This window comes from Rhodococcus marinonascens NBRC 14363, from assembly GCF_001894885.1.
GTDB classification, from domain to species: domain Bacteria; phylum Actinomycetota; class Actinomycetes; order Mycobacteriales; family Mycobacteriaceae; genus Rhodococcus_F; species Rhodococcus_F marinonascens.
In genome coordinates, this window is the sequence record NZ_BCXB01000034.1 from 1 (window position 1) to 18876 (window position 18876).

15 protein-coding genes are annotated in these 18876 nt (G+C 63.3%); 7 read left to right on the forward strand and 8 right to left on the reverse strand.

What is annotated here, in order from left to right:
• Both RM2_RS19145 and RM2_RS19150 read right to left on the reverse strand, forming a co-directional pair.
• Entirely contained in the window at positions 1–957 is a 957-nt protein-coding gene (locus tag RM2_RS19145; RefSeq protein WP_072691149.1) for a hypothetical protein, read from the reverse strand.
• Positions 958–1001: 44 nt separating this feature from the next.
• Positions 1002–1301, reverse strand: coding sequence for a hypothetical protein (locus RM2_RS19150; RefSeq protein ID WP_139277835.1), 300 nt, complete (start codon positions 1299–1301; stop codon positions 1002–1004).
• 145 nt (positions 1302–1446) lie between these two features.
• Between RM2_RS19150 and RM2_RS19155 the strand changes: the two genes are divergently transcribed.
• The 3 genes from RM2_RS19155 to RM2_RS19165 are packed head-to-tail and all read left to right on the forward strand — an operon-like array spanning position 1447 to position 6324.
• Positions 1447–2994, forward strand: coding sequence for a type I restriction-modification system subunit M (locus RM2_RS19155; protein WP_072691123.1), 1548 nt, complete (start codon positions 1447–1449; stop codon positions 2992–2994).
• Complete coding sequence (locus RM2_RS19160) at positions 2991–4190, forward strand: restriction endonuclease subunit S (protein ID WP_084721886.1); 1200 nt, start codon at positions 2991–2993, stop codon at positions 4188–4190. Before RM2_RS19155 ends, RM2_RS19160 begins: the two co-directional genes overlap by 4 nt.
• 1 nt (position 4191) lies before the next feature.
• Positions 4192–6324, forward strand: a complete 2133-nt coding sequence (locus RM2_RS19165) for a DUF262 and DUF1524 domain-containing protein (RefSeq protein WP_072691124.1) — start codon at positions 4192–4194, stop codon at positions 6322–6324.
• A 176-nt stretch (positions 6325–6500) separates the two neighbouring features.
• Here the strand turns inward: RM2_RS19165 and RM2_RS19170 are convergent, their stop codons facing one another.
• Together RM2_RS19170 and RM2_RS19175 are read right to left on the reverse strand one after the other, a co-directional pair.
• A complete protein-coding gene (locus RM2_RS19170; protein WP_072691125.1) occupies positions 6501–7892 on the reverse strand; it encodes an aspartate aminotransferase family protein in 1392 nt (463 codons plus the stop codon).
• Between the two features lie 19 nt (positions 7893–7911).
• Positions 7912–9429, reverse strand: a complete 1518-nt coding sequence (locus RM2_RS19175) for a CoA-acylating methylmalonate-semialdehyde dehydrogenase (protein WP_072691126.1) — start codon at positions 9427–9429, stop codon at positions 7912–7914.
• 109 nt (positions 9430–9538) lie between these two features.
• Between RM2_RS19175 and RM2_RS19180 the strand changes: the two genes are divergently transcribed.
• The 3 genes from RM2_RS19180 (at position 9539) to RM2_RS19190 (ending at position 15038) form a co-directional block, all read left to right on the forward strand.
• Complete coding sequence (locus tag RM2_RS19180) at positions 9539–11149, forward strand: PucR family transcriptional regulator (protein ID WP_072691127.1); 1611 nt, start codon at positions 9539–9541, stop codon at positions 11147–11149.
• A gap of 95 nt (positions 11150–11244) precedes the next feature.
• Positions 11245–14688, forward strand: a complete 3444-nt coding sequence (locus RM2_RS19185; protein ID WP_072691128.1) for a DEAD/DEAH box helicase family protein — start codon at positions 11245–11247, stop codon at positions 14686–14688.
• On the forward strand, positions 14685–15038 hold the full coding sequence (locus RM2_RS19190) for a hypothetical protein (protein WP_072691129.1): 354 nt from the start codon (positions 14685–14687) through the stop codon (positions 15036–15038). The genes RM2_RS19185 and RM2_RS19190 overlap by 4 nt, the downstream gene beginning before the upstream one ends.
• A gap of 28 nt (positions 15039–15066) precedes the next feature.
• Here the strand turns inward: RM2_RS19190 and RM2_RS19195 are convergent, their stop codons facing one another.
• The 4 genes from RM2_RS19195 to RM2_RS25675 form a co-directional block, all read right to left on the reverse strand.
• Positions 15067–15777 (reverse strand): TMEM165/GDT1 family protein, encoded by a 711-nt coding sequence (locus RM2_RS19195; protein ID WP_373863359.1) that lies wholly within the window; start codon positions 15775–15777, stop codon positions 15067–15069.
• Between the two features lie 276 nt (positions 15778–16053).
• Positions 16054–16581 (reverse strand): peptidase, encoded by a 528-nt coding sequence (locus RM2_RS19200; protein ID WP_072691130.1) that lies wholly within the window; start codon positions 16579–16581, stop codon positions 16054–16056.
• Positions 16582–16788: 207 nt separating this feature from the next.
• Positions 16789–17007 (reverse strand): hypothetical protein, encoded by a 219-nt coding sequence (locus tag RM2_RS19205; protein ID WP_169846766.1) that lies wholly within the window; start codon positions 17005–17007, stop codon positions 16789–16791.
• A gap of 217 nt (positions 17008–17224) precedes the next feature.
• On the reverse strand, positions 17225–17359 hold the full coding sequence (locus RM2_RS25675) for a hypothetical protein (protein ID WP_281250429.1): 135 nt from the start codon (positions 17357–17359) through the stop codon (positions 17225–17227).
• Positions 17360–18149: 790 nt separating this feature from the next.
• Here RM2_RS25675 and RM2_RS19210 point away from each other — a divergent pair.
• Positions 18150–18533 carry a hypothetical protein gene (locus tag RM2_RS19210; RefSeq protein WP_072691132.1) on the forward strand — a complete coding sequence of 128 codons (384 nt, stop codon included), beginning with the start codon at positions 18150–18152 and terminating at the stop codon, positions 18531–18533.
• The last annotated feature ends 343 nt before the right edge of the window (positions 18534–18876 follow it).

Here is an 18876-nt window from a genome sequence, read left to right on the forward strand (position 1 = left end):
CTAATCCCACAGCTGTTGGATTCCCTTGGAGATGGTATAGGTGGCAAGCCCGCCAGCGATTGCGCCCACGACCAGTCCTGCCGCGGTTCCGGCGCCGGGAACAACCGAACCGATGGCTCCACCGGCGAGGGCGCTGCCCGCAATACCAGCGCCAGTACCGACTGCGAGACCGACGCCCGCTCCCACGCTCTCGGATACGACAGCCTTGGTGGGATCCATTCCGCCGTCGATGTCGGTGGTGATCGCGGGTACAGCGCCGAGGGCAGCCCCGAAGGGTCCGAATCCTCGCCCGATCAGTCTTCCGACGTCGTCGCCCGATGCGGCCGCCGCACTCTTCAGGCCGGTGCCGACGGCGTCGGTCATGATTCCGATCGTCGAGGCTGCGGTGGTTGCCTTGGTTGCGGCGCTGTCCAGCTTCCAACTGAACTCGGCCCCGACTGCGATGACGTCGGTGGGGACGACGGCTGCTCCGGCGTCCGTCAGTTGTTCGATGGCACGACGTATGAGTCCGTTCGCTTCGGTCGCCGCCTGGTTCGCCTGCCGCAGCGCCTCGACGACGCTGATCGTGAGTTCGGCGGCTTCCTTTTCCATCCGGAGCCGCGCGAAGTCGCGAGTGGATTCGGGGGCGAGGGCGAGCCAGCCGATCATCCCCGCGGCATCCACCACTCCGTCGTTGTGAACGTTGAAGCCCCTACCTCGGGTATTGCTGACCAGAGACACCACGTGTTGACGTGCGCTGTCGAGGATTCCCGAGGCTGCACGAAACTGAGTGCCCATTTCGGTGAAGGCTTCGCTGACTGCGCTGCCAAGTGAGCGCTCCCGAACGACGCGGGTGGCGGCTGCGCTCGCTGCGCCGCCGTGCCACGTTTCGGCGAGCGCATCCTGCGCAGCCGCGACTCCGTGGTACTGCTCGGCGAGCCTCTCGGCGAGTCCGTCGAGTCCGTCGGCCGTGGTCATCAGTGAGGCTGGTTTCCACGAAGTGACCTGGGGGATCGTGGCGGTCACCGTGGGATGTCCAACTCACTGAGCATGCCGACGAAGTCGGACTCGGTGACGTCGTAGTTGCCCGCAGTTCCGTGCGCAATCTCGGCCACTTCGCTCAGGCGAAGACAGAGGTTCTGCAGAGCGGCGATGCCGGCGTCGCACGCTGTGACGCAGACGTTCGAAAGGTCGGTGCCGGGTGCCGCTGTCTGGGATTCGGCGAATGGGGTGGTCAGATCAACTTCGGTGATTTCGCGTGCGGCACCGGCTACCGCTCTCGCGAATTGCTCGAGCATCCCCGGGTCTACCTTCAACGTCACAGTCGCCACCCCCCCTGAAGCCTGTTTGGACAAGACGTGAAGGTATCAGGGGCAAAGCAGGGGGCATGGATCGTGCCTGTCGGTGCCGACCTATATACAGTGCTGTTGGTCCGCGAACAGTGGCAAGACAGGGTGGTAGCAGTACGTGATTACCGGTGACATCAAGAGCAAGGTCGACGCGGTCTGGGATGCGTTCTGGACTGGAGGCATCTCCAACCCGCTCGAGGTGATGGAGCAGATCACGTACCTGCTGTTCATCCGCAGGCTCGACGACGAGCAGACCCTTGCGCTGAACAGGGCGAACACGCTTGGCACGGAACCCGTCGGAAACCCCATCCCCATCGGAACGGATGAAGAGCGCCGCGACTACGACGACCTGCGCTGGTCGAAGCTCATCCAGGTATCTGACCCCCAGGCCCTGTTCGACACCGTCGATCAGCGGGTGTTCCCCTTCATCAAGAACATGCGCGGCGAGGACTCCACGTATGCCCACTTCATGAAGGATGCGCGTCTGACCATCCCGAATCCGGGGATGCTGGTGAAGGTGATCGACAGGCTCGACAAGGTGCCGATGGGCAACCTCGACACCAAGGGCGACATCTACGAATACCTGCTCGCGAAGATCGCCACCGCCGGCCAGAACGGCCAGTTCCGCACGCCCCGCCACATCATCGACCTGATGGTGGAGATGATGAAGCCGGAGCCGGGGGATCGGATCGTCGACCCGGCTTCGGGCACCTGCGGGTTCCTGGTGGCTGCCACGGAGTACATGCGCGCCAACCACGCAGACGCCATCAACTCGGGTCCGGGTAAAAACCAGTACCACCACGACATGTTCCACGGCTTCGACTTCGACAACACCATGCTGCGCATCGGTTCGATGAACATGATGCTGCACGGGGTGGAACAGCCCGACATCCGGTACCGGGATTCGTTGGCCGAGTCCAATACCGGCGACGCGGGCGCCTACTCGATGATCCTCGCCAATCCGCCGTTCGCGGGGTCGCTGGACTACGAGAACACCGCGAAGGATCTGCAGCAGATCGTCAAGACCAAAAAGACGGAACTGCTGTTCCTGGCACTGTTCCTGCGACTGCTCAAGCCGGGCGGACGTGCGGCGGTGATCGTTCCCGATGGGGTCATGTTCGGTTCATCGAAGGCGCACAAGGAACTTCGACGCATCCTCGTCGAGGACCACAAGCTTGACGGCGTGGTGAAGCTGCCGTCCGGGGTGTTCAAGCCGTACGCGGGGGTGTCGACGGCGATCCTGTTCTTCACCAAGACCGACTCGGGCGGCACCGAGAACGTGTGGTTCTACGACGTGCAGGCCGACGGCCGCTCGCTGGACGACAAGCGCACGGCCCTGCTCGACGAGGAAAAGCTGAGCGTTCACGGATCGTTGAGCGATGACGAGCACTCGAAGAACAATCTGCCGGACGTGTTGAAGCGCTGGTTCTTACGCGACTCCGACGAACTCGGACGCGAGCGGACAGAGCAGAGCTTCTGCGTGCCGAAGGCAGACATTGCCGCGCAGGGATATGACCTTTCGCTGAACCGGTACAAAGAGATCGTCCACGAAGTAGTGGAACACCGTGCGCCCGAGGTGATCCTGGACGACCTGGACCGGATCGAGAAGGAAATCGGCGACAGCATGGCCCAGCTTCGCGAAATGCTCGCTGGGGATGCGCAGTGACGGCGTGGCCGGTGGTGGCGTTGAGCGACGTTGCGGTGGGTAAGGGTCAGTATGGTGTCGGGCTCTCTTCCCGAGTGTTGTCGCCGGGCGATCCACGGTACATCCGGATCACCGACATCAAAGACGATGGCACCCTCGCACCTAACAAGGTAGGTGTGGAGGGCGATCGTGCGGCGTGGCAGAACGCCATGCTAGATGATGGAGATCTGCTGTTCGCTCGCTCGGGTGCGACCGTTGGCAAAACATATCTGCATGTAGGTGCTGTCGAACCTGCGGTGTACGCGGGATATCTCATTCGTTTCAAGCTTAAACCGGAACTGGCATTGCCGAACTATGTCTTTCGATATACCCAGAGCCCTCAGTATCACGCCTGGGTGAAGGGTAGTCAGCGTGCAGTTGCTCAGCCGAACATCAATGCGCAGCAGTACGGCGGACTTCCTATCCCTCTCCCGCCCCTCCCCGAACAGCGCCGGATCGCAGCGATCCTCGATCACGCCGACGCCCTCCGCGCCAAGCGGCGCGAAGCCCTCGCCCACCTCGACGAGTTGACCCAGTCGATCTTCATCGACATGTTTGGTGATACCAGGAATTCAGTAACCACGCGGTTCGCGGATGTGGTGAATGAATTTCGATACGGCACGTCCGTGAAATCATCTTCGGATGGAGTTCCTGTGCTGCGCATCCCCAATGTTGTTGGTGGAAAGCTAGATCTCCGTGAACTGAAGAACGTGTCGCTTGGTCAGGCAGAATTTGAACGACTACGTCTCAAGGACGGGGATCTCCTCTTTGTCAGGACCAATGGAAATCCAGAGAATGTCGGACGGTGTGCTGAGTACCGCCCGGAATCAATCGAGGATCTAGGTCTTCCCGGTAGCAGGTGTGTTTACGCCTCCTACTTGATCCGTGTGCGGGTAGATGACGAACTCGTTGTCCCAGCCTTTCTATCGACGTTTCTGAATGGTCCAGGTCGCAAGCAAATGGCAGCGAATGCCAAGACCTCTGCTGGCCAATTCAACATCAACATTCAGGGTTTAGGGTCCATTGAGGTACCTGTCCCGGACATGGGGCGCCAGGCTGAGTTTGTGCAGCGTGCAAAGCAGATCGAGCATCAGAAGGAGGCGTGCGAGAGCGCTCTCGCTGGACTAGATGCTCTGTTTGCCTCCCTCCAGTCCCGCGCCTTCCGAGGAGAACTCTGACATGAAAGCCTCTGAAAGTTCGTTGATGGAACTGCTCTACAAGGGGGATCAGTTCGAGATCCCGATCTATCAGCGAACGTACTCATGGACTGTGGACGAGTGCAGCACGCTGTGGGAAGACATTCTTCGTGCCGGCGGCAACGACCGGGTGGGCGTGCACTTCGTGGGATCGGTCGTGCACATCAGCAAAGGCCAGTCCAACCTCACAAAACGAGAACCACTCTTGGTGATCGACGGACAACAGCGCCTGACTTCCGTCACGCTTCTGGTCCACGCGCTCGCTGACGAACTCGAGAAGCAGCCTCAGGAGAAGCAGCAGCCGATCGACGGATACTCACCGAACAAACTGCGCAATCGCTACCTCCAGAACGCCGATGAAGACGACGATCGCCGCTACAAATTACTTCTCACTCAGACCGACCGCACCACGTTGATGGCGATCGTCGACGGACGTGAACGCCCTAAGGACTATTCGCAGCGGATTGACGCCAACCACACCTGGTTCGTCCGGACTCTCGACGAATTCGTGCAGGGCGGCGGTGATCTGGCCCGCGTGTGTCGCGGCCTGGCAAAGCTGATGGTCGTCGACATCGCGCTCACTCGCGACCAGGAGAACCCCCAGCTGATCTTCGAGTCGATGAATTCGACCGGCAAGGAACTCAGCCAGGCGGACCTCATCCGCAACTTTGTGTTGATGGGTCTACCCACCACGATCCAGACCAGACTGTATGAACGACATTGGCGTCCGATGGAATTGGACTTCGGGCAGGATTCGTATGCAACACATTTCGATTCGTTCGTCCGAAACTACCTGACTGTCCGGACCGGGGCGGCCCCACGGCGAGACCACGTGTACGTGGCTTTCAAGAAGTATTCCCGCGAGGTGGCGGGCCCTGAGGGTGATGTCAACGACGCCGACCATTTGGATGCCGTGCTCGGAAGTCTCCGCGCCTACGGTCGCTACTACGGCCGCATCGCTCTGGGAGGTGAGGAGAACAGTTCTCTGCGAGAAGCATTCAACGATTTCAACGAGCTCAAGGCCGACACCGCATACCCGGCGATCCTCGAGATGTATGACGACTACGAGCGCGGATTGCTGTCGCTGTCGGATTTCGTCGCCGCAGTCCGTTTGATCGAGTCGTATGTGTTTCGGCGCGGCGTCTGCGGGGTCCCGACCAACTCGCTCAATCTGACATTCGCCAACTTGATCAAGAACGTCGACAAGACCGACTATCTGAACAGTCTTCGCTCGTACTTCCTGACCTTGAGTTCCTACAAGGCGTTTCCGACAGACGAGACGTTCGCGGAACGGTTGACGAGCTTCGACGCATATCACTTTCAGCGTCGCCTGTATCTGTTACGCCGACTCGAGAACTGGGACACCAAAGAGCCCGCCTCGGTGGCCGAATACACCATCGAGCACATCATGCCGCAGAACCCGGAACTGTCCGCGCGTTGGCGTGACGCTCTTGGTGAAGACTGGGAGCGGGTGCAAGATCGATGGCTGCACACGCTCGGGAACCTCACGTTGACCGGATACAACTCCGAGTACAGCGATCGTCCTTTTGCTGACAAGCGCGACATGAAGGGTGGCTTTAAGGACAGCCCGCTTCGGCTGAACAAGGGTCTACGCGATCTCTCGCAGTGGAATGAGGAGTCGATCGTCGGTCGCGGGGAGGATCTTGCGAAACGTGCCGTGGACGTGTGGTCCCGACCTGTTGCGCCAGAAGGCGCCATTGGTGTATCGCGTAGGTCGAGCCAAACGCAGGTGCGGTACACAATCGACGACTATGAGCACCTGAAATCGGAACACACTCGCGGGATCCACGACGCACTGATCCGCGAGGTCAACGCTCTCGATCCCTCGATTGTCGTGGAGTTCCGCAAGGTTTACATCGGTCTGGTCGCGAATGGAACTTTCGCCGACCTCGTTCCGCAGGCGCGCGGGCTTCGTATCCAGTTGCATATTCCGTTCCCCGAGGTCGACGACCCCAAGGGGATCTGCACTGACGTGAGCGACGTAGGTCGCTGGGGTTCGGGAGAGACGCGGTTCTTGTTCTCACACGCCGGCGAGTTGCAGTACGTCATGGGACTCGTGCGGCAGGCCTTCGACCGGCAGCTGGAGGTGGAGTAGGGGTTCCACGTCCGGCACCCATCGCTGGATTCTTGCGCCGCAATACCAGTGAATGCCAGCGCTCGGTTCAGACGCGGTCACAGCGGAGGAGCTGTCCAGCCCTGGGACCTCACCTGTCGGCGCGCAATGGGAAGAACCGCCCCGTGGACGCCGTGGTCCACGGGGCGGATCAGGTCTCAGGACTTGACGTGACGGTCTGCGACGTCGAGTGCTGCATCCAGGATTTCGAGCCCCTGGCGGGCCTCGGCGTCGGTGATGGTGCACGGCGGAACGGCGTGGATGCGGTTGAAGTTCGCGAACGGTAGCAACCCACCGGCCTTGCAGGCGGCGATGACCTCGTTCATCGCCGGGCTGGACGCGCCGTACGGGGCGAGGGGTTCCCTCGTGGCCCTGTCGGCGACGAGTTCGATCGCCCAGAACACGCCGAGGCCGCGGACCTCACCGACCGACGGGTGCCGCTCGGCGAGCGCGCGCAGTCCGGGGCCGAAGACCTCGGTTCCGATCCGTGCCGCGTTCTCGACGATCCCTTCCTCCTCCATCGCGTTGATCGTGGCGACGGCCGCGGCGGCGGCGAGGGGGTGACCCGAGTAGGTCAGCCCGCCCGGGTAGGGGGAATCAGCGAACGTTGAGGCGATCTTGCCGCTGATCGCGACACCGCCGAGCGGGACGTACCCGGAGTTGACACCCTTGGCGAAGGTGATCAGATCGGGCACCACGTCGAAATGGTCTATGGCGAACCATTTTCCGGTCCGTCCGAATCCGGCCATCACCTCGTCGGCGATGAACACGATGCCGTAGCGGTCGCACAGTTCCCGGACGCCGGCCATGTAGCCGGGCGGAGACACCATGATTCCGGACGTGCCGGGCACCGATTCGAGCACGATCGCCGCGATCGATGCCGGCCCCTCCATTTGAATCACCTGGTCGAGGTGCGCGAGCGCACGCTCGGCTTCCTGCTGCTCGTCGGCCGAGTGGAACTGCGAGCGGTACAGGAACGGGCCATTGAAGTGCACGACCCCGCTGTTGCCATAGTCGTTGCGCCAGCGGCGCGGATCCCCGGTGAGGTTGACCGCGGTGTCTGTGCCGCCGTGGTACGAGCGGTACCGGGAGAGCACCTTGTACCGCCCGGTGTGCAACCTGGCCATCCGAACCGCGTGCTCGTTGGCGTCGGCGCCGCCGTTGGTGAAGAACACCTTGTTCAGGTCGCCGGGGGTGTGTTCGGCGATCAATCGGGCCGCCTCGGAGCGGGCCTCGTTGACGAACTGGGGTGCGACGGTGCACAGCTTCGCCGCCTGATTCTGGATGGCGGCAACCACTTTCGGATGCTGATGCCCGATGTTGGTGTAGACGAGCTGGGAGGAGAAATCGAGTAGCGGAGTGCCTGCGCCGTCCCACACGTAAGAGCCCTCGGAGGCGAGGATCGTCATCGGGGTGATCTGCTCCTGCGCCGACCACGAGTGGAACACATGCGCACGATCGAGTGCGTAGGCGCGTTCACCCTCGGCGCGGGCCTCGTCCAGCTGTTGGCCGTTGGGCAGGGTGACGTGCTCGGGAACCGTCGTCGTCATGATCAGATGTCCTTCCAGCTCAGTCGTTCTGGGGAAAACCGAGGTTGATTCCCCCGTGGCTGGGGTCGAGCCACCGACTGGTGACCACCTTGCCGCGGGTGAAGAAGTGGACACCCTCTGTCCCGTGGGCGTGGGTGTCGCCGAACAGTGAGTTCTTCCAGCCACCGAACGAGTAGTACGCGGTCGGAACCGGGATCGGGACGTTGATGCCGACCATCCCGACCTCCACCTCGTTCTGGAACCGCCGCGCCGCGCCGCCGTCGTTGGTGAAGATCGCGGTGCCGTTGCCGAACGGGCCGGAGTTGATGAGCTCGAGCGCCTCCTCGTAGGAGTCGACGCGCACGACGGACAGTACGGGTCCGAAGATCTCATCGGTGTACACGGACATGTCGGTGCTGACGTTGTCGATCAGCGTCGGGCCCAGCCAGAACCCGTCCGCCGCGCCATCCGCGTCTACGCCTCGTCCGTCGACGACGATCGTCGCGCCCTGGGCTTCGCCGGCGTCGATGTAGGACGCGACCCTGTCGCGGTGCACCTTTGTCACCAACGGGCCCATGTCCGAGTCGCGGGTGCCGTCGCCGATCTTCAACGTCTTGGTACGGTCGGCGATCTTCGACACCAGCTCGTCGGCGATGTCTCCGACCGCGACCAGGGCGCTGATGGCCATGCACCGTTCACCGGCAGATCCGAATCCGGCGTTGACCATGGCGTCGGCGGCGAGGTCGAGGTCGGCGTCGGGCAGGACGATGGCGTGGTTCTTCGCGCCGCCCAGCGCCTGGACGCGCTTGCCGTGAGCAGTGCCGGTGGCATACACGTACTCGGCGATGGGGGTGGAACCTACGAAGGAGATCGCCTTGACGGCGCGGTTGGTGAGCAGTTCGTCGACGGCGGTCTTGTCGCCCTGCAGGACGTTGAAGACGCCGGCGGGCAGGCCCGCCTCGGCCCAGAGTTCGGCCATCCAGATCGCGGCGGTGGGGTCCTTCTCCGACGGCTTCAGGATCACCGTGTTACCGGCGGCGATGGCGACGGGGAAGAACCACATCGGGACCATTGCGGGGAAGTTGAACGGCGAGATGATGCCGACCACGCCGACCGGTTGACGGATCGAATGCACGTCGACGTTGGTGGAGGCGTTCTCGGTCATGCCACCCTTGAGTAGGTGCGCTATGCCGCAAGCGAATTCGACGACTTCCTGGCCACGGGATACTTCACCGAGGGCGTCGGAGACGACCTTGCCGTGCTCGGAGGTGATGATCTCGGCGAGTTCGCCCTTGCGCTCGTTGAGCAGTTCGCGGAATTTGAAGATGATCGCGGTCCGCTTGGCGAGGGACGTGTCGCGCCAGGCAGGGAACGCGGCCGCGGCGGCGTCGATGACGGCGCGAGAGTCCTCGACGCTCGCCAGCGCAACCTGGCCGGTGATCGCACCGGTCGCCGGGTTCGTCACCGGCGCAGTGTTCTCGCTGGTGCCGGTGAAGGTCTTGTTGTCCGACCAGTGCGCGATCGTCCGTGCCTGGCCTGCGCCGCCTGTGCGTGTCATGAAACTCTGTCCTTGCCTCGGTGTGCTGTTCCACCACTCTCACTCGAAGAAGCCGCCAATGGGTGTTACGCACTGTATGCACTTCCGAGTTTCTATTTACACTGTGTAAATGCAGCCGACCATTGCCCAGATTCTCGCGCTCCCGGTTCTGCGGGCAGGGTTGCCGGAGGTGCTCGGTGGGGGGAATCTCGACCGCCCTGTGCGTTGGGTGCACGTCTCCGATGTCGCCGACGTCACCGACCTCCTCCAAGGTGGGGAACTCGTGCTCACCACCGGTCGGCCGCTCGCGGACGAGGACACCAGGGCGGGGTACCTCACCGGCCTGGCCGAGGCGAGGGCGGCGGGCCTGGTCGTCGAGTTGGGCACCCACCTCGTTTCCGTACCGCCCGAACTGGCGGCGAAGGCCGACGAACTGCAACTCCCGGTCATCGCACTGCACCGTCAGATCAGGTTCGTCGAGGTCACCGAGGAAGTACACCGATCGATCGTCGCCGAGCAGTATGAGGAGGTTGCGTTCGCACGACACGTGCACGAGGTCTTCACCGACCTGAGCATGAAACGGGCCGCACTGAGCGAGATCGTCGACGCTGTCGCCGAGATCATCGACGCGGCGATCGTGCTCGAAGACCTCAACCGTCAGGTCCTCGCGTTCGCGTCGCACGGACAACCGACGTCGGAACTGTTGGCCACCTGGGAACGCCGCTCGCGGCTGACGCCCGTGTCTTCCCACACCGCCGTCGCCGGCCCCGAATCATGGTTGACCACGCCGGTCGGGCCGCACCGGCAGGAGTGGGGGCGTCTCGTCGTTCCATGCCCGCCTGGCTCCGCGACGCGCGCCCGCACGGCTCTCGAGCGCGCCGCCCAGGCCCTCGCTCTACACCGGATGGTCGAGCAGGATCGGACGGCACTTGAACAGCGGGCGCAGAGCGGACTGGTCGACGAACTCCGACGTGGCCGCATCCCAGATGAAGCCGAGGCCACCGCACGTGCCCACGCGTTGGGCCTTCGGCCGGCCCTGAAGTATGTGCCGATCACGGTTCGGGTCAGCGAGACCGTCAACGCCGACCAAGTCTTGGCGCAGCGACGCGAGGTCGGCATGCTCGACGCAGTGCGTCACGCGGTGCGATCGGCGCTCCAGACCGCCCTGACGGCGAACCGACGACCCGGCCAGATCGATCTTCTGCTGTCTGGGCCGCACATCGGTTCCCTGGAGGATTCGGTCACCGATGTGTGCATCGCGATCCGGGCCGCACTGATGCGACTCGACGGTGTGTCGCGCTGCGCGATCGGAGTCGGGCCCGAGTCGACCCGGTTACTCGACGCCGCGACTGGGCTCGGCGACTCCGAACACATCGCCGACGTCGCATTATCGCTGCCCGAGGGGAAACCCTTTCATCGCGCAACAGACATCCGGCTGCGGGGTCTGCTGGCCTTGATCCGGAACGACCCGCGGGTTCAGGCGTTCGCCGAAACCGAACTGCGCGGCCTGCTCGACCACCGCACTCGCTACGGCGACGACGCCTTCGACCTTGTCCGCGCCTTCCTCGAGGTGGGGGGAAACAAGACCGAACTCGCTAAACGGCTGCACCTCTCCCGGCCCACGCTGTACTCGAAACTGGCGGCGGTCCAGCGCATCCTCGGCGTCGATCTCGACGACGCCGAGTCCCGCACCTCACTGCACACCGCCATGTTGATTCTGGACGGCACCAAGCCCGCCTGAGCTAGGCCCAAGGATGCCGTCGCGCCGCACGGCACCAGAAGACGCGGGTTGTGCCAAAATCAGCGCACGTGACCGGGCGAGGAGACGAGACGTAGATGGTGGGCAACTTCGAGTTTCTGCAGGCCGAATGGCCGCAGCTGTACGCCGAGGCCAAGAAGGCCGAGCGCGACGCACTGTTCGACCCCCGGACAACGTGCTTTTATGCCCGCAGAACCGTCGAGCACACCGTCAAGTGGATATACCGCGTCGAGTCGCTGACGGTGCCATACAAGAGCGACCTCTCCGCCCGCCTGCACGACCCTGCGTTCAGGGCGGTGGTGCCGCCCCAGGTCCTGCCGAAGATGAACATCATCCGCGAATGGGGCAACAAGGCCGTCCACGAGGATCGGCCCGTCGCGAAGGACATCGGCCAGAAGGCGTTGTCTGAGTTGTTCCACATTCTGTCGTGGCTCGCCCGCGAGTACGCGAGCCGGCCCACCAGCAGACCCGCGCCGGGAACTCAGTTCGATCCCGCTCGTCTGCCGAAACCCGGCGGTGGTGCGGTGGTGGCCAAGTCGCTCGCGCAGGTGACGAAACTCGGTGACGAGCTTGCCGCCAAGGATGAGCTGCTCGAGGAAGCCGAGACCCAGCGCAAAGATCTCATCGCGCAACTCGACGCCCGCGATGCCGCGATCGAGGCGGGTGAGGCCGCAAAGGCGAACTACGAGGAGTTGATCGCCAGACTCCAGACGGAGATCACCGCTGCCAAGGCTGACGCGGCGGCTACGCCCGACACCCACGACTACGACGAAGCGCAGACCCGCGCCGACATCATCGACCTACTCCTCGGCGAATCCGGGTGGGCACTCGACCAGCCACGGGACCGCGAGTTCCCCGTCGACGGGATGCCCGACGGCAGGAGGGGGTTCGTCGATTACGTTCTGTGGGGGGCCGACGGGCTTCCGTTGGCCGTGGTCGAGGCCAAACGCGCGTCCACGGATGCCAGGGCGGGGCAGCATCAGGCGTCGCTCTACGCCGACTGCCTCGCGAAGATGTATGGCAGGCGTCCGATCATCTACTACACCAATGGGTTCGAGCACTACATCTGGGACGACACCAGGCACGCGCCCAGACTCATAGAGGGATTCCACACCCGCGACGAACTCGAACTCCACATGCAGCGCCGCACCACGCGCAAGCAGTTGGCCACCATCGAGGTGCCCAAGCGCATCGTCGAACGGCCCTACCAGGAACACGCCATCCGCCGCGTCGCCGAGCATTTCGAGAGGGATCGCGAGCGGGCGGCGCTCCTGGTCATGGCGACAGGTTCAGGGAAGACCCGAACCGTCATCGCTCTCACCGAGATGCTGATGCGCGCCAATTGGGCCAAGCGGGTGCTGTTCCTCGCCGACCGGGTGGCACTGGTCAAACAGGCCGCCAACGCGTTCAAGACCTTCCTGCCCGATTCTGCCCCGGTCAACCTGCTCACCGAGAGGAGGACGGACGGGCGCGTCTACATGGCGACCTATCCCACGATGATGGGGCTCATCAATGAAATCGAGAACGGGCAGCGGCGGTTCGGCCCCGGCCACTTCGACCTCGTCGTGATCGACGAGGCACACCGCTCGGTGTATCAGAAGTATCGACGCATCTTCGAGTACTTCGATTCGCTCCTGCTCGGACTCACGGCCACGCCCAAGGATGAAGTCGACTTCAACACCTACAAGCTCTTCAACCTCGAAACAGGAGTACCCACAGACGATTACACCCTGGATCAGGCCATCGAAGACGAATGGCTGGTGCCGCCGCGCGCGGTGACCGTTCCGCTCGCCTTCCCGCTGAAGGGGATCAAGTACGACGATCTCCCGGACGAGGAGAAGAAGCGGTGGGAAGGCGTCGACTGGGGTGAGGAGGACGACGAGGACGAGATCCCGGACGCGGTTCAGGCCGAAGCCGTCAACAAGTGGCTCTTCAACACCGACACGGTCGACAAGGCCCTCGGGGCCCTGATGACGCACGGACACCGCGTCGCCGGCGGGGACCGTCTCGGCAAGACCATCATCTTCGCGAAGAACCAGAACCATGCCGACTTCATCGAGGATCGCTTCAACGCCAATTACCCCGAGTTCAAGGGCAAGTTTGCGAGCGTCATCACGCATTCGAAATCCCACGCCCAGGACCTCATCGACAAGTTCTCGCAGCCCGAGCAGGAACCTCACGTCGCGATTTCGGTCGACATGCTGGACACCGGTATCGACGTACCCGAGGTGGTCAATCTCGTGTTCTTCAAACCGGTGAGGTCCAAGTCGAAGTTCTGGCAGATGGTTGGCCGAGGCACTCGCCTGTGCCCCGATCTGTATGGGCCCGGTCAGCACAAGACCGACTTCTTCATCTTCGATCTCTGCGGCAATTTCGAGTACTTCGACGAGCATCCGGACGCGGCGGAAAGTGCCAGGACGCTTCCGCTGTCTCAGCGACTGTTCGCCACCCGCACCGAGCTGTTGTTGGCGCTGGACAAGACCGCTTCCGACGGCGACTTGCGCGCCGCCACCGCCGACGTTCTCCACAAGCATGTTCAGGCCATGCGCGTCGACAATTTCATCGTCCGACCGAAGCGTCGGGACGTGGAGAAGTACGCCGATCGGAGCGAGTGGGAGTCGCTGACCGAGCAGAAGGCCGCCGAGATCATCGATAATCTGGCGCCCCTGCCGAGCACGATCCGCGACAGCGACGAAATGGCGAAGCGGTTCGATCTGATGGTTCTTCGCGGTCAGTTGGCTGTCGTCTACGCCGACGGCACCTTGCCGAAGGCCGAGGCGCCGATAAGGGAAATTGCCGATGGCCTGCTCGAGGGACTCACCATCCCCAAGATCAAGGCCAAAGAAGCACTGCTCCGCGATGTCTCGAGCGATGAGTGGTGGGAGGACGTCACCCTCCCGATGCTCGAAGAGGCCCGCCGCGAACTCCGTTCGATCGTGGGATTGCTCGAGAAGAAGAAGCGGTCGATCGTCTACACCGACTTCAAAGACACCCTCGGTGAGGTCGTTGAACGGGACATGCCGGAGTTGCGGTCAGGTACCGGCACCGAGCGGTTCAATGCCAAGATGCGGGATTATCTGCGTCGCCAGCCAGAGAACCTCGCCCTGCAGAAGTTGCGCTCGGGAAAGGCGCTCACCGAGGCGGATCTGGCGTCTCTCGAGGAGTTGCTCGCGCGAAGCGGGGCGGGAGAACGCGAGGACCTCGACCGGGCGATCGAGAACGCGAACGGACTGGGCCGGTTCATTCGCTCGCTCGTGGGGCTAGATCACCAGGCAGCCAATGAGGCCTTTGCCGAGTTCCTGCAGGGGCGGACGGCGACCGCGAGCCAGATCGACTTCATCAAACTCGTGATCGCCCACCTCACCAGGCACGGGGAGATGGAACCCGGACTGTTGTACGAGGCGCCGTTCACCGACAGCGCACCGCAGGGGCCTGATCAGGTGTTCGAGCCCAACCAGACTCTGCGCCTGGTCGAGGTCATCCGCACCATCAACGAGTCGGCCGAGGTGAAAAGCGCGTGAGCCTGCTGGAAGTGGACCGCGAGGCATTGGTGCGGTGCATCGCGGCCTGCGACAGATTGGCCGCCGAGATGCGGGATCTCGCACAGCGCGCGCGCCGCGACCTCGCGCCCGACAACTTCGGCCTCGGTGAAACCCATCTGCGGTCGGCGGCAGCCTTGGCCGCGAGGTTCCGCGCGACGGCGATCGGTGGTCCGGGGGTGGCGGACGAGAACACCGCCGTAGGGATCTTCGCCGCACATGAGCGCTACGCGCTGGATCAGCGGGCGAGGTTCGAGGCAGCCCTCGCTCGGTACGACGCGCAGGACGCGGCGATCGCGGATCACATCGAGGGTGCGGGCGCGCGCTTGTAGTCCTGCGCACTCGTGCGCGAACTGCGTGTCAGCCCTGGTACTGCATCTCGTCGGCGTCCGCTGCGACCTCGCGGCATCGGCGCGACCGGACGGAGCGCACCGTCGCGATGGCGATTGCGAGCACGATGAAGGCGCTACCGGCGATCGGGCCCGCCGCGTTGCCGGGGAACAAGCCTTCGAGTAGCAACCAGATGCCGAATGTGAAGAACAGGATCGCCGCGCCGATGCGGATGAAGCCCTCGGGCAGATGCTTGCCGAGCATGGCGCCGAGGATGATGGCGAGGCCGTCGGCGGCAACCATGCCGACGGTCGACCCGATCCACACGCCGACTGTGTCGTGATCGGTGGCGAGCGTGACGGTGGCGAGCATCGTCTTGTCGCCCAGTTCGGCGAGCAGGAAGGCTGAAGTGACGGCCAGGAAGGCGGACCGCGCGGTCCGTCCGGCCTTGTGTTGCTCGTCTTCGCTGAGGCTGTCGCCGCGCAGCGTCCACGCGCCGAAGATCAGGTAGGCCACGCCGCCAACGATGCTGATCAGCGCTGTCGGGATGGCAACGCCGAGGTAGTGCCCGACAGCGACGGAGACCAGATGGACAAGGGCGGTCGCGACGGTGATGGCCGAGATGACGATCCACCAGCGGTAGCGCAGGGCGAACGTCATCGCCATGAGTTGGGACTTGTCGCCCAGCTCGGCGACAAAAATTACAGCGAAGCTCAGTAGTGCGGCGGCCAGCACGGACATCCTCCTTCGGTGGTCGGTCGGAGGATGTCAGGAAAGATTCCTCCGGCCTGGCAAGCGCGGGCGCGCCTGCTCGGCCGAAAGTCTCGCCCACCGGCACCGGCTGATCCGGCATCGGTTCACCAGGCCGGGTCCGGTGCGGTCGAGCACCGAGCCAGTATGTCGACACAGGCGATTGGGGGCTACTCCCCTTCGATGTCCGCAATGTTAGCGCGGCATAATTGAAATGGCAAAAGCGTCAACAAGTTTGGTGAACCGCGGGCAATAATTCGGGAAACCTTACGAAGCCAGCAGCATGGCCAAAACGGCGGTGTCCGGGTCGCTGATCGGGTCGATGCCGACCCGGCTGACCATGGACGTCACCGTCCCGTCTCTTTCCGCCTCGACCCAGGCCGCGCGATGCTCGAGCCCTAGATGCGGGAGACCGGGCAGCAGTACACAGCCCGAGGCGGCGCCTGCGCACTCCGGCAACGACGGAGTCGTCTCCGACGGCGGGTGCAGCAGCATCAGCGCTGGTGGCTGGTGCTCGGCAAACTGACCGGGCTCCAGTGCGAACTCGCCGAGAACGGTTCCCTCCGCGACCACGAGACCAATGGTCTCGGGTTCGGGGTTTTCGGGCAGATCCTCGTGCGCTCCGAAGACCGTTGTGGTGTGCAGCAGTCCCGGAACCGAAGCCACCCGAACGGCGAGAGCTAGAAGCTGCGCCCATTCCTTGGTGGTGTCGGGCCAACGCCCGGAAATGACGAATCCCCGCAGAGTACCTTCGGCCTGAAAGGGTGAGATGCCGATGTAGCCGTCCTTGTTCATCTCTACCTCCTCGGTGCGATCGAAACGCAGTCGAACATGCCTCGCTGCACACCTCGTTGGGTACTTGAAGGATGCGCCACATACTGCCTGGCACACAAGGGCATGTGAGTGCTAACTGTCGCGGGTCATGACGTTATAGACACCGGGTTACGGGGCTGAACGCACTGGTGCCGGGCCACTGAGGCCGAACCACCCTCTCGGCCTCGTCTACCCGGGACGCTGTGGTTGCAAGCTCCGGTAGACGGCGTCCGCCAGCGCCCGGGCTCGCGGGGCGAGCCGGTCGATCACCGTCGATCCCCGGTTCGGCACGCAGCCGAAGGACACCTCGCGCTCCGGCCCGGCGAAGCCAAACGCACCACTCGCACCGGCGAGGCAGGAAGCCGTGGTCAGCCCCGCGTCTGCAGGGAACTGTGGGCTATCGGCCACCACCACGCCGAGGTCTCACGTGATCTCGAGTAGAAGGCTGCGGCATGTACCGGCCGAGTGGACTGTGCGGCGCTGTCCCATTAGCTTGGGGGCCTAACAGTCCGGCCAGTGCCGTGGGCCACCGCAGGCGCGCTCGCCGCACCGTCGTAGGACGGGCTTTCCAGCTATACCCTGAAACGAATACTCAGCGCGTACAACTCGGCGAATGAATTGGAGGTCATGACTTTTCCAATCTCGAATGCTCGGTGATGGCTTGCACCGGGCAGGTCGAAACGGCCTCGGCGATGATCGACTCGTCGACGTGATCCTTCCAGTCCGGCGGGAGCACGCTATAGCCCTCGTCGGTCGGCATGCAGACCGACGACACCGGAGAAGCGGCAAGTGGTGGCCGGGCCCTCGGTGGAATGCATGCAGAGCGACATCTCGATTGCCGCCCGGGCGAGGGTCTCCGTCCGATGCGCTGCTGCCTGTAGACAGTATGGTCGGGACTCGTCGCTCCGGCGGACTCGGTATCTTCGCGTAGTTCCGGAGTAGTTGAGGCGGTGCTGCGGTCGAAAAGGCCTGCCATGTTTCGTTTTTGGATCGGCGTTCACGCCGGAAACCATCCCACATGTGGGGCCCACACGGGGTTGTCCTCCAGCCACTGTATACCGGTCCTGGAGGTGGCTTTTGCGAGCCTGTGGGTGAGCGGTCGGATTGCCGCTTTCCCGGTCTCCGGAAGGAAACTAGGCATGATCACCGGCGGGAACGTTAATCCCATACTCGCCCACTGCCGTGCCTTCGCTTGTGAACACTCGGCCAGCAGCTTCCTGTGCTGGAGAAGAGCGCTGCTGTCGCGCGCGATGACCCAGACTGCCGACACCGCAGCCAGAAGGCACAGTTCTGCAGGGCCGCCGAAAGACGTTCGTCGATGAGGCGAGCGCAACCGAGTATCCAATCGCCGGCAAGACCAAGGGGAGGGGTGTTATCAATTCAACCTTCGATCCCGACGGCTGGTCACAGGCCGCGAGATGCGCTTCGTGAACAGCGATTTCGCATCCGGATGCGGCGCTTGTCCTACCGGCATGCTATAGATTTACCTGCGCATTACCTTGTGCCGCCAAAGGCGTTCACAGTCCAATCCAACTCATCAAGGAGTTTCTTTGAAGAAGTCCACGCTCACTGTTGGCGTCGCTGCTGCCGCGGTGGTCGCCGTCCTCGGTACTGGTGTAGCACAAGCCGCACCATCGACACATGTCGGCGACGGCATGTATGAGGTCAGCGAGATGCTGCCCCCGGACCCTGTCGCCGCTTTTCGCGCTGATCCTATCGGCGCTTTTGTCGCTGACCCTGCTGCCGCTTTTGCCGCTGACCCTGCTGCGGTGGGTTCTGCGGTGATCGGCGCTGCCGCTGGAATCGCGTTGATTCCGGTGGTGGTTCCGCAGATCACCGCCCTCGTTGTCCTCGGAGGCCTCGCCGGAAGCCTCGGAAGCGTCAGCGGAAGCGCGTCGCTCCAGAGTCTGCCGCTTATTCTCCTTGGGCTGTAGCTTGCGACGCACCCTTCGTAGATGCTGCTGATTGCGGTCGGTGCCATTAGGTGGTACCGACTCCTCAGGACGGTCTGACAGCAGATCGTGTGTGCTGCGGATCAGGCGGTGTCCGCTCCGCTTGATCCGCAGCTTCCCGGTCGGAATGAGGTCGCCGTTCTTGCGGATCGACCGAAACAACGGTGCCCGCACGGTGCATGTGGCGCTCCGCCGCCGCGCCCAGACCGCCTGGTCTGACGAGAGCATGGAGTTAGTTGCCCGGGCCTTTCGCGACGGTGCGGAATGCGGGTGGGCGTCTTAGGGAAACCACAGAGTAGCCACAATATCGGGCCACTCGATGCCC

Bases quoted from the DNA above. Each gene is read 5' to 3' on its own strand.
- RM2_RS19145 (WP_072691149.1), bottom strand. From the start codon at position 957: ATGACCACGGCCGACGGACTCGACGGACTCGCCGAGAGGCTCGCCGAG.
- RM2_RS19165 (WP_072691124.1), top strand. From the start codon at position 4,192: ATGAAAGCCTCTGAAAGTTCGTTGATGGAACTGCTCTACAAGGGGGAT.
- RM2_RS19170 (WP_072691125.1), bottom strand. From the start codon at position 7,892: ATGACGACGACGGTTCCCGAGCACGTCACCCTGCCCAACGGCCAACAG.
- RM2_RS19175 (WP_072691126.1), bottom strand. From the start codon at position 9,429: ATGACACGCACAGGCGGCGCAGGCCAGGCACGGACGATCGCGCACTGG.
- RM2_RS19180 (WP_072691127.1), top strand. From the start codon at position 9,539: ATGCAGCCGACCATTGCCCAGATTCTCGCGCTCCCGGTTCTGCGGGCA.
- RM2_RS19185 (WP_072691128.1), top strand. From the start codon at position 11,245: ATGGTGGGCAACTTCGAGTTTCTGCAGGCCGAATGGCCGCAGCTGTAC.
- RM2_RS19195 (WP_373863359.1), bottom strand. From the start codon at position 15,777: ATGTCCGTGCTGGCCGCCGCACTACTGAGCTTCGCTGTAATTTTTGTC.
- RM2_RS19200 (WP_072691130.1), bottom strand. From the start codon at position 16,581: ATGAACAAGGACGGCTACATCGGCATCTCACCCTTTCAGGCCGAAGGT.
- RM2_RS25675 (WP_281250429.1), bottom strand. From the start codon at position 17,359: ATGCCGACCGACGAGGGCTATAGCGTGCTCCCGCCGGACTGGAAGGAT.